The 11,541-nt window shown below is 38.9% G+C and carries 10 protein-coding genes; 5 read left to right on the top strand and 5 right to left on the bottom strand.

Features of this window, described 5'->3' with window-relative positions; translation table 11 throughout:
• The first annotated feature begins 269 nt into the window (after positions 1 to 269).
• Entirely contained in the window at positions 270 to 914 is a 645-nt protein-coding gene (locus G3T18_RS22650; RefSeq protein WP_224412867.1) for a hypothetical protein, read from the top strand.
• Positions 915 to 1,190: 276 nt separating this feature from the next.
• Here G3T18_RS22650 and G3T18_RS22655 read toward each other — a convergent pair whose 3' ends face one another.
• Positions 1,191 to 2,228 (bottom strand): CobW family GTP-binding protein, encoded by a 1,038-nt coding sequence (locus G3T18_RS22655; RefSeq protein ID WP_224412868.1) that lies wholly within the window; start codon positions 2,226 to 2,228, stop codon positions 1,191 to 1,193.
• An 89-nt stretch (positions 2,229 to 2,317) separates the two neighbouring features.
• On the opposite strand from G3T18_RS22655, the gene thrS reads away from it, so the two are divergent.
• Together thrS and G3T18_RS22665 are read left to right on the top strand one after the other, a co-directional pair.
• Complete coding sequence (gene thrS / locus G3T18_RS22660; protein WP_224412869.1) at positions 2,318 to 4,192, top strand: threonine--tRNA ligase; 1,875 nt, start codon at positions 2,318 to 2,320, stop codon at positions 4,190 to 4,192.
• 285 nt (positions 4,193 to 4,477) lie between these two features.
• On the top strand, positions 4,478 to 5,440 hold the full coding sequence (locus G3T18_RS22665) for a DUF4253 domain-containing protein (protein ID WP_224412870.1): 963 nt from the start codon (positions 4,478 to 4,480) through the stop codon (positions 5,438 to 5,440).
• A gap of 184 nt (positions 5,441 to 5,624) precedes the next feature.
• Here G3T18_RS22665 and darG read toward each other — a convergent pair whose 3' ends face one another.
• Both darG and G3T18_RS22675 read right to left on the bottom strand, forming a co-directional pair.
• Entirely contained in the window at positions 5,625 to 6,680 is a 1,056-nt protein-coding gene (gene darG, locus G3T18_RS22670; protein WP_224412871.1) for a type II toxin-antitoxin system antitoxin DNA ADP-ribosyl glycohydrolase DarG, read from the bottom strand.
• Positions 6,681 to 6,699: 19 nt separating this feature from the next.
• Complete coding sequence (locus tag G3T18_RS22675) at positions 6,700 to 7,050, bottom strand: DUF4433 domain-containing protein (RefSeq protein WP_224412872.1); 351 nt, start codon at positions 7,048 to 7,050, stop codon at positions 6,700 to 6,702.
• A gap of 111 nt (positions 7,051 to 7,161) precedes the next feature.
• Here G3T18_RS22675 and G3T18_RS22680 point away from each other — a divergent pair, with 111 nt between their 5' ends.
• Complete coding sequence (locus G3T18_RS22680) at positions 7,162 to 7,716, top strand: Uma2 family endonuclease (RefSeq protein WP_224412873.1); 555 nt, start codon at positions 7,162 to 7,164, stop codon at positions 7,714 to 7,716.
• A gap of 317 nt (positions 7,717 to 8,033) precedes the next feature.
• On the opposite strand, the gene hemB is transcribed toward G3T18_RS22680, so the two are convergent.
• Positions 8,034 to 9,029, bottom strand: coding sequence for a porphobilinogen synthase (hemB, locus tag G3T18_RS22685; protein ID WP_224412874.1), 996 nt, complete (start codon positions 9,027 to 9,029; stop codon positions 8,034 to 8,036).
• Positions 9,030 to 9,110: 81 nt separating this feature from the next.
• Here hemB and G3T18_RS22690 point away from each other — a divergent pair, with 81 nt between their 5' ends.
• A complete protein-coding gene (locus G3T18_RS22690; RefSeq protein ID WP_224412875.1) occupies positions 9,111 to 10,322 on the top strand; it encodes an FAD/NAD(P)-binding protein in 1,212 nt (403 codons plus the stop codon).
• A 378-nt stretch (positions 10,323 to 10,700) separates the two neighbouring features.
• Here G3T18_RS22690 and G3T18_RS22695 read toward each other — a convergent pair whose 3' ends face one another.
• Positions 10,701 to 11,144, bottom strand: coding sequence for a pentapeptide repeat-containing protein (locus G3T18_RS22695; protein ID WP_224412876.1), 444 nt, complete (start codon positions 11,142 to 11,144; stop codon positions 10,701 to 10,703).
• Positions 11,145 to 11,541: the final 397 nt, after the last annotated feature.

An 11,541-nucleotide genomic window follows, 5' to 3' on the forward strand; every position in this document is an offset into this window, starting at 1 on the left:
GAAAACGATAACTGAGCATAGGATAACTGAGCATAGGTTGTTAGGGCTGCATCAAAAATGCACCGAGAAATAAAAACAATAATGATTATCATTATCATAATATCAGAGATGTGGTATTTTCTCAATTATCGTCTTACTCTTGCTGCCTTCCACGATCTGTGTTAATAATAAGTAGTTATGCCGATTGAATTGCCAATCGGATTAATTTCGACATTACTGCTAGTCACCCTAGATAAGTTCACTTTGCCCAGTCACGTAAATGAAGATCCATGAACTTGAATGTTGAGCTTATTACTGGTGATGTTAATAAAGTAGATGGCATCGATTTTCTACTGATTGGGCATAAAAATCCTCTTCGTGAGCAAATCTGTAGGGAAACAGGTTCTTTATTTAAGGCGGTAGATAGCGAAACTTGGATGTTTCCTCATAAATACGAATTACTGGAAGTGTCTTCTTACAAGTGGAAACAAGTGGCTGCAATCAAGTTTCGAGCTAACGGCAAGATCGGTGAAACCCAATTTGTCAGGATAAGTAGCCCCATTGCTACTGCACTTAAAAAGCCACAGATAGAGTCGATTGGAATTTTGCCACCAACTTGGCGTAATCCCGAATATTGTGCGCTTGGTGTAATTTACTCACTGTGGATCATTGGGTATGCTGCTGCATCTGGAGCAAGATCGTCTTACCCTGATTTGATGAATGAGCTTTTCCCCAATCCAGCTAATGTGAAATTCCAAATAATTTCACAAACAGGAACAGAATATTTTGAAGAGATTTTGAAAAATGACTGTGATTTGATGTGGAAGTTCGTTAGGAGGCTTTGCAAGCAACGAAAAGACAATCTCTATGCTATCCCTAAAAGCACTGAAAAAAAAATTCCTGTGATTTTTAATATTTCAAAAAGTTTGATTTAGAGAAGAGCTTGTGTAGATGACAGCAGTACAACAATTCGGTTGCAGAGGACAGTTTAATATCTCTTCGTAATATTAGTATGGTGAATCTACTTACGCTGAACAGATCCGTTAAAAATTTAATTGTATTATATCAACGAACAATATTGGTTTCTCTATTAGGGCGATCGATTAGACTAATTCACATTTGTTGTAATTTTTCCATAATGAGATCTTAACAAAGAGCAGATCTTGCGCGATCGCTCTATTTCACCAATTGATTTCTAAATTTTATGATTCTTAGCAGGGTAAATTGGGTAAACTAAATTTATTAACTGCTAACTCTGCCAAACACTCATCAAGCTGTTCTTTAATTAAAGATTCGTCTAAATTACGCCCGATGAATACAAGTTCGTTTTTCGGTTGACTCGTCCAATCATCTGCTTGTAAATCGTAACGAGGTCCACTCAGTTGAAAAATATGTCGGGCTGGACTTTCTTGAAACCATAAGATTCCCTTGGCACGAAAGATATTGTTTGATAATTGTTCGGTGAGAAAATATTCAAATTTCTCAGTTTTAAACGGGCGATCGCTTTGGAAAGAAACGAAATTAAAACCATCATTGTCTAAATGATTATTGAAAGCAGATTTATCTCGTCGAAACTCAGAAATTTCAGCTTGATAATTATCTGCTTGGGTTAAACCAATATCCAAAATTAGCGGTAAAGGTACTTTGCCATGTTCGCTCTCTAAAATTCTAAATCCTGGTTTAATATCTTCAATAAATGCCTTTAATTCGGTAATTTTTTCTTCCCTTGCCAAGTCAATTTTATTTAAAATAACCATGTCGCCATACCTGATTTGGCTTAAGGCAGCATCACTCTCAAAATGTTCAGCATCAAAAGCTGCTGCATCCACAACTGTAATTACTGCGTCAAGACGAGTTAAAAACTTTAATTCTCTACTAAGAAAAGTCAGGATAATTGGCAACGGATCGGCTAATCCTGTGGTTTCTATTACTAAATAATCTACTTTCTCTTCTCGTTCTAAAACTCGATAAACCGCATCTATCAAACTGTCATTAATAGTACAACAGATACAACCATTATCCAGTTCTACCATATCTGATTCCTCTGAGATTAGTAGTTGCTCATCTATGTTAATATCACCAAATTCATTGACTAATACCGCTATTTTTAGATTATCTTTATTTTGTAAAATTTGATTGAGTAAGGTAGTTTTGCCACTACCCAAGAAACCAGTAATAATTGTGATTGGCATTCCGCTTTTCGGTAAGGATGGCAGAGCATCGGACAGAGTATAGTTTAAACGAGTCATATTTTTGAGTGAGTTCGTTTCCGAATATTTTGATAATGATTATCAATCCATGCTACAATGATAACGATTATCATTACAATAATTTCCCAATGGTCAGTCAGTTAACCCAGTCTCCCTTACAACTTGCCAATCCAGCCAAACTAGAGCCTATTCGTCACACTTGCGCTCATATTATGGCAATGGCAGTACAAATATTATTCCCAGAGACAAAAGTTACTATTGGACCAACTACAGATACGGGTTTTTATTACGATTTCGATCGCCCCCAACCCTTTACTCCTGAAGATTTAACTAAAATTACCAAGCAAATGCGCTTGATTATTAAAGCTAATTTGCCGATTATTCAAGAAAAGGTAACTAGGGAAGAAATTAAAGCCGAAATCGAACAATTAGGTGAACCTTACAAACTAGAGATTTTAGATAGCATTCCCGAAGGAGAAACCATTACTCGTTATTATATCGGTAGTCCCGACGGCGGTAGATTGCCCGATGTAGGAGAAAGACTAAAAGCTGCTTTACCAGAACCTTCTTTGATTAAACCCGTGAAAATTCCTGCTACTGTATCTTGGTGGGATTTGTGTGCGGGACCTCATATTAACTATACCGGAGAGATTAACCCCAATGCTTTTGCCTTAGAAAGCGTAGCGGGGGCATACTGGCGGGGAGATGAAACCAAAGCCCAACTACAACGTATTTATGGTACTGCTTGGGAAACTCCAGAACAATTAGAGGCGTATTTAAAGCAAAAAGAAGAAGCCAAGCGTCGAGATCATCGCAAACTAGGGAAAGAGTTAAAACTGTTTAGCATTCAAGAAGATGCAGGTGGTGGTTTAGTATTCTGGCATCCTCGCGGTGCAACGATGCGCTACATCATTGAAGATTATTGGCGTAAGGCTCATTTAGATGCAGGTTACGAACTCCTTTATACGCCCCACGTTGCTAACTTAGAATTGTGGAAAACATCGGGTCATTTTGACTTTTATTGCGAAAATATGTTCGATTCAATGGATATCGAACAACAGGCTTATCAAATCAAGCCGATGAACTGTCCCTTTCACGTTCTAACTTATAAAAATGACCTCCATTCCTATCGAGAATTTCCTTTACGTTGGGCAGAATTGGGTACAGTATATCGCTACGAACGTTCTGGTGTTTTACATGGTTTGATGCGAGTGCGAGGCTTTACTCAAGATGATGCCCATATTTTCTGTTTACCCACCCAAATTGCTGGAGAAATTCTGGGGGTACTAAACTTAACAGAAAAGATTCTTTCGGATTTTGGTTTTAAAGACTATGAAGTGAATCTTTCCACTCGCCCAGATAAGTCCGTCGGTACGGATGAAGGTTGGGAGTTGGCGACTCAGGCTTTAGTAGAAGCTTTGAATACCAAAGGTTGGGATTACATTGAAGATAAGGGTGGTGGTGCTTTCTATGGTCCTAAGATTGATATTAAAATTAAAGATGCCATCGGACGGACTTGGCAATGTTCCACTATCCAGGTAGATTTTAACTTACCAGAACGCTTTGACATGGAATATGTCGCAGCCGATGGTTCTCGTCAACGTCCAATTATGATTCATCGGGCAATTTTTGGGTCTTTAGAGCGTTTTTACGGAATTTTAATCGAGAACTATGCAGGAGATTTTCCCTTGTGGATAGCCCCTATTCAATTGCGTTTGTTACCCGTGAGTGAAGAACAAAGGGAATATGGGGAAGCGGTTGCTGCTAATCTCAAACAGGCTGGTTATCGAGTAGAAATAGATTGTTCGGGAGAACGTTTGGGCAAACAAATTCGTAATGCCGAATTAGAAAAAATCCCTGTAGTGGCAGTAGTTGGCAAGCGGGAAGTCGAAACCCAGACTTTAAGCATTCGTACTCGCCAGCAAGGAGATATTGGGGCGATGAGTATGACTGAGTTGCAAGAGAGTTTGGAAGAAGTTTTAGCTAATAAAACTAAGATTTAAAAAAATAGAGCGATAAGCCTGTCGGCATGGCTTCGCTACGCGCTTCGGGAAAATATATAGTAATTACATCTGAGAGGTAAACCCACATCTAGGTTTTTCTTAATAAGATAAGTTTGCTCAAACCAAGGCAGAGCCTTGTTTTTTCGTTACCCGGTAGAACCGAGTAACGAGATGACAGGATTCACATTTCATCTGTAAATACTATAAATATGTAATTGAAAACCAATATTGTCATAACCTATGAGCTATAAAGATATTATCACAATAAATTAAACGATTGAATTAATGGCAATCGAAACTTTAGCAGAATTATACGATCTACTTAGCAAGACTGAATTAAGTAAAAGTAAGATTGCTAAATTAGCAATTCCCGAATCAACCCAATCAGCTTTTGCTATAGAAGTACCACAACCACAAATGTTGTCTTGTTGGCGTTTGTTGCGATCGTTGATAGAGAAAACTAATATGTATCCTCTACTTACTTATAATTGGATTTATACTACGAGAAATTGGCAAGAGGACATGAATGAGCAGAACTATTTCATTCGTTCGGAATACCTATACGAACAAAGAAATAGTTTTATTGAAAGTGTCGCACCAGAATCTATTGCTAATGCTGCCAAAAGCTTAAACGGAGAAGTAATAATTAATAAAAGAATCAAAGAATACGACCGTGAAGATAATAGAGAATGGTGGGAATCTAAATTGTATCTTCAAAATTTAGAAGCAACCAAGCAAGATTATGGTGTTACTCCCTCATCAGGAGAAGTAGAAACAGCTTTAAATTCCGAAGCAATAATTACAGATGTTGATTTTGAACGCTGGTTATTTACTTGGGAATTAGAAAATGTTCCACGAGAAAAAACATTAGTATTACCAGATTTGTCTTATCAAGAGTGGTTTGACGGAAGTTTTAGCCATACGATCCCTTTGTTACTATTGCCGACACCTAATAGCTGGGAAACTCTTGCTTATATACATTTTTACGGCTCGCAGAACAGCACCGAAGACATTGCTATCCTGAAATATTGGCATGACAAATACGATACCGAACTGGTAGCTCATTATGGAACTATGCTTCAGTTTTTCGTCAATAACAAACCGCCAACTCCCATAGAGGCTTATGAATTAGCTGCTCAACACTACGAATTCGCACCTTGTACTTTAATCCTACCAGGAGTGGCGATTCGCGAACACGCTAAAGCTTTACTACATCTAGATCGCTGGTTCTTACACGAAAAACCTTGAGTTTATATTTAAAGTAACAAGCATTAATAGGGAAACTGCTATTAATACAAACCGCCTATGCGATCGCCTGTTAGTCACTTTCCTGGCTAAAATATAAGATAGGTAAATAATCAAAAAACTATATCCCCTGAGTAAAGATGTTAAGCATTGGAACCGAAAAAAGCGATCGCACTCTTATTACCCACTAACCATCAATTGCAGATGTCTTACTAAACCAATTTTGCTGTTTGAGTCGTTCCCATGCTTTTTGTAGATGACTTGGTTTAAATAGTTTGCGCTTCCTGTCATTCCATTGATGCACTAGCGCGATCGCTTTTTCACAATCTTCTGCTGCTTGAGGATCTTCTTTCGTAACTACCCAGTGAATGGTTGCTAGCATTTCCATTCCATAAGGAGTTTCAAAACCAGTAATTAAATTACTAACTTTTTCTAAACGTTCGTTTGCTTCAGGATGCTGTTCTAGATAATTATGTGCTGCTTTTTTTCCTTCTGGTAAGACATACATTTGAGATTGTTGAGAGCGATCGCCATAACCACGAATAAAATGACCGTCTAATCTTTGCAATACATGATTTAAGTTATCCGCATAAGGTCCAAATTGATGTTTCACGTAGTTAAGTTTTAAAGATTCTCCTGCTTCTTGAAGAAAATATGCCAGTTTTTGAATTTCTATTTTAGTCAAGCGATAGCCTGGAATTTCGTATATTTCTAACAATCGAATAAATAAAGCGCGAGCAAGAGTCATATTTGGTTTTGTGCTAGCGACTTTAATTTTATCGGCTACTAGCGCACCTCCAGGTTCAAAGATTACTACTTTAAGATCTGGTAATTCAGCAAAACTCTTGGTAATCATCGGCTTGATTTGCTTCCAGTTTAAGCCGCCATTCCCGCATCCTAGGGGAGGAATAGCTAGGGATTTAATGTCAAATCTTTGTACTTCTTCAACTAAAGCTTTTAATCCAGATTCAATATCTTCTATTTTTGACTTTCCTCTCCAGTGACGCTTGGTAGGAAAGTTAATAATATATTTAGGAAATAGTTTACCTGTAGAGGTAGTAAACATTTGTCCTGGTTGAACTTGTTTAGCATCACAAGCTTTTTTATATTGCTTGAAGTTTTCGGGAAATGCTTGTTTGAATTGCAAAGCAATACCTTTACCCATCACACCAACACAGTTTACTGTATTAACGAGGGCTTCAGTATGTTCTTCTAAGAGGTTGCCTTGCTTGTATTCAATCATTTTCCTTAGTGGGCTGTTTTCAACAAAATTTGCATTGCACATTTCCTCTATTAATAGTGTAAAGCATTGGCGAACGAGGTGCAAAATAAAAAGGAACATAATCATGCAATACACCCCCAGCACCACAGGGAACTTGTTTTCTCGCTCGTCTATCTTGAATTGTTTGATGAGCAATATCTGTGTAGTTAGCTCGTTGTTGTTTTAGCTGATTGAAAGCAATTAATCCACTTGAGTTCAGAATTGATGAGAGATTATTAACATGAGTGATATGGTAAATCGGAGTAGGCATTAATAGAGAAAGGATAAATTTCTGGTTATCTGCTAAGATGATATTCTCTTTTGCAATAATCTGAAAGTAGGTTTTCAGCAAAATAGTCGCTCGATCTATTAAATATATAACTAAGCGATCGCCTGTTAGTCACTTTCCTGGCTATAATATAAGATAGGTAAATAATCAAAAAACTATATCCCCTGAGTAAAGATGTTAAGCATTGGAACACAAAAAAGCGATCGCATTACCACCATTACGAATACGACTTGGGCTGAATATATTAGTTTAGATTTGCCGAGTAAACGAGTCTCATTTCGCAACGGAGTAATTACAATTGTGTCCCCAGGACGTAACCATGAATTGATTGGTGACTATCTTAGGTTGATTATTTTGGGCTATTGTCGTCAATCGAATATTCCTGTTTTCACCTTTAATCAAACTACCCTCAAGGAAGAAGGGAAAGAAGGGAAAGAACCCGACGTGGCTTATTGTTTTGAGACAGATAAAGACAAGCCAGATTTGGCGGTAGAAGTTAATCTAACATCAGGGAATATCGACGATTTAACTAAATATCAATATTTAAAGATTGCTGAAGTTTGGCTATGGGAAAATAATCAAATTAGATTCTTTGTTTATCGCGAGTCAGGATATTTAGAATTAACTGTAAGCAATTTTTTGCCTAGCTTAAACAGCGATCGCGTTACCGAAATCGTGAATAGTTGTTTTGGCAAAAGTGTTTTAGAAGTAGAAAAATATTTCTCTTAAAGTTTAATTCTCTAAATAGTAAAACATGAACCAAAAAGAATCTTTACTACCTTTAAAAATTGCCGTGCTGACAGTTTCCGACACGCGAACCTAAGCTGATGATAAATCGGGCAAAATATTAGTGGATAACTCGATCGCAGTGGGACATTCCATAGCAGAAAAAACTGATGGAGTATTATCAAAGAGCAACTCGATTCCCGCCATCGTCCTTGTAATTTAGCTCAATTGATTCCTAGATTGACAGAGACTTAGAGACAATCGAGCGATCGCTTTACTATAGTAGAGATTTTTTGGCTTTTTAATTGTCAAAACCCTTTTTACTGCAACATCAAAGCGACTTGTTTGGCAAAATAAGTTAAAATCAAATCTGCCCCTGCCCGTTTAATACTGGTAAGAGTTTCTAGAACTACTTGCTTTTCATCAATCCAGCCTTGCTGTGCAGCAGCTTTCACCATCGCATATTCGCCACTGACGTTATAGGCAGCAACGGGTAAGTTAGTGTATTCTTTGATACGACGAATAATATCTAGATAAGCTAAAGCTGGTTTGACCATTACCATATCTGCCCCTTCAGCAATGTCTAAGGCTACTTCTTGAATCGCTTCTCGACTATTAGCAGGATTCATTTGATAGGTTTGTTTGTCGCCAAATTGGGGGGCAGATTCTAAAGCATCGCGGAATGGACCATAATAAGCTGAAGCGTATTTAGCCGAATAGGCTAAAATTCCCACCTCAAAATAACCAGCAGCATCTAAACCTCGGCGGATTGCCCCTACTCTACCGTCCATCATATCGGAAGGGGCGACTATGTTTGCTCCTGCTTCTGCTTGAGAAATAGCTTGTTTTACTAGCACTTTTACGGTTTCGTCGTTGAGAATGTTTCCATCTTTGACGATGCCATCATGACCGTAGGTAGAAAAAGGATCGAGGGCTACATCGGTAATAATGGTAATTTCAGGTATTTCTTGCTTAATTGCTTTTACCGTGCGCTGTACCAAACCATCGGGATTATAGCTTTCTGTTCCTGCGTTATCTTTCTTTTCTGTAGGAATGAGGGGAAATAGGGCAACTGCATTTATCCCCAAATTAGCAGCCTCGGCTATTTCTTTCAGCAGTAAATCGAGGGAATAACGATAGATTTCTGGCATCGAAGGAATCTCTTCTTGTCGATTTTCCCCTTCCATGACAAACACGGGATAAATTAAATCGTTAACGGTTAATTGGGTTTCTCGCACCATACGACGTAATGATGCGGTGCGACGGAGGCGACGAGGACGATGGAATAAGGAGAGGTGTTGAGTAGGAAAAGTCATAAAGTCGATCAGAAAGCTCGCCAATTAAAATGATAATCATTATCATATACTAAAAGAGACTATTATCATTATTTTTTGCGAGTGAAATTACCTAACTATATCGATAGTGCGATTATTGGCGCAGGAGTTCAGGCTCTAACTTTAACTACCCACCTGTTACAAAAAAGCTCGAAGCACGATCGTAAATTCTTAGTTTTCGATCCGAGTCAGACTTGGCTGAGTCAATGGCAGCAACAATTTGAGGCGCAGCAAATTCCCTATTTGCGATCGCCCGCCGTCCATCATCCAGATCCCAACCCCCATCAATTAAGAACCTTTGCGGAAAATAGACATAGTGAATTGTTTCCTCCCTATGACAGACCAGGAACAAAGCTATTTAATGATTTTTGTGATGAGGTAATTCGTCGCTGGAAGTTAGCAGATAAGGTTTATCCCGCTAAAGTAGTTCGGGTTTTACCCATCGAACGTGCTTCTCGTTCTCGATTCCAATTAATTTTAGATACGGGAGAAACTATTATTGCCCGTAGAGTGGTACTAGCTACGGGAAGTAGCAAAGTACAGCTTCCTGGATGGGTAGAGAAAATTACCTCAGATTACCCCTCAGATAAATTGTGTCATTCGCAACAGGTAAATTTGAACCAACTTAACCTAACAGGAGAAAGGATTTTAATTGTCGGTGGTGGCTTAACTAGCGGACATTTAGCCAAAGGTGGGATAAACCTGGGTGCAACTGTTACTCTAATGACGAGAAAACAGTTACAATCAAAAATCTTTGATGCCGATCCTGGTTGGTTAGGACCAAAATATCTCAAAGACTTTCACGCCGAAACCGATTGGTATGAGCGTTATCAGCAAATTCAGCAAGCCCGTAATGGCGGTTCGATGACTCCCGAAATGATGCTGCAATTAAGAAAAGTATCTCATGAAGGCAAAGTGAGGATTGATGAATGCTGTCAAGTTAGGGATGCACAATGGCAAGATAATCTCTGGCAGGTTTGTTGTGACGATGGAAGCAAACATCAATTTAACCGTATCTGGTTGGCTACTGGTACGAGATTTAATGTTACAGAGCATCCTTTATTACAAGAGTTACTGGAGGCTTATCCCATAGAAATAGTTAACGGTTTACCCGTACTAGAGGAACATTTACGTCTGCCCAAGTCTAACTTTTTTATTATGGGTGGTTTGGCTGCTTTACAAATTGGTCCTGTAGCGAGAAATATTGGCGGTGGGAAAATGGCTTGTCAACGTATTGTACCAGCGATTGTTAAATCCAGTTTGGCGATTGAGTGATTTTTTCGTTTAGGATGCGATCGCCGAAAAACTTAAATCTGTGTAGTCTGATGTGCTCTCAAAATTTTTTCTGGTAAGTTAAATAAGTTCTAATCTTACCTTTGGTTTTCCGATTTTACTACAGAGGCAATTGTGGCTTGGGGAGGAGGTGTGGTTGAGCGGGAAATTTTCTCTTCCAGATTTGTGGTGCGATCGCAAACGAAAATAGGGGTACAACTGTTGTCGTACCCCTAGAAATCTAAACTACTTAAGTGTAGAAATAGTATTTATAGCAGAGAACGAATTAGTTAGGACATCCTCATTTTCGGAAAACCTTGCTAGCATAGGCTCTCATCACTGTTTACTGTTTACTGCTATAGTTGTCGCCCTGGTTTGGGTTTAGAGTTCGTCGTAGCTACCACCAACGCCAATTTTCGTGTTAAAGATATCAGCATCAGTGATTGTCATACCGCTCATCGAGGCTCCTTCAACGTGAGCATCGTGAATTGTGGCACTGGTAAAATTAACTTGGTCGAGATCGGCGTTGTTGAGACTAGCATTGGTGAGAAAAGCACCTTCGAGGTTTGCACCTTCGAGGTTTGCACCAGTCATGTCAGCACCTTCGAGGTTAGCTTCGGTAAGGTTAGCTCCGCGTAAATCGGCTTCTCGTAAGTCAGCCCCTATTAAATGAGCTTGAGATAAATCTGCCCCTGATAAATCGCACCCGTAGCATTGTCCAGTTGTTAAAAGCCGTTCTACGTGCTGCGGATTGTCGGCTTTGACTGGGATAGCGAAAAATAGGGGAGCTATTAAGGTTAGGATTGCTAATAATTTAGTTTTCATATTTGCTCCTTGCTTTGGTGTGTGTGCTAATCGGGTGTGAGGACGGTTTAGTTATCTGTACTATTTATCTCGTTAAAGCTACCTCCATGCAGCGATCTACGCCACTATGAGTTTGTGATAGCAGACAGGTAACTATAGTGACAAGGTACCGTTAGTCGGCGCGATCGCGGTCACTAGTTTTTGGGTAAATGCTCTTAATTTATGATGGCGATCGCTGTCTCTATATTTCTATTATAAGTAGTTTTACTGCTAAATGTCTCTATTCTTAAGATAGGTGACATCCTCCCCCAGTGAATCAAAGATTACACAGGGGGCTTCCAAAGAATCACTTCTTCGGTTTCCTGGTTTTTCCCTTACGGGATTTCGACACTTGCCTAGATTGAGTTGGCTCAACCCT

This window comes from Oscillatoria salina IIICB1 (assembly GCF_020144665.1).
Classification (GTDB): Bacteria; Cyanobacteriota; Cyanobacteriia; order Cyanobacteriales; family SIO1D9; genus IIICB1.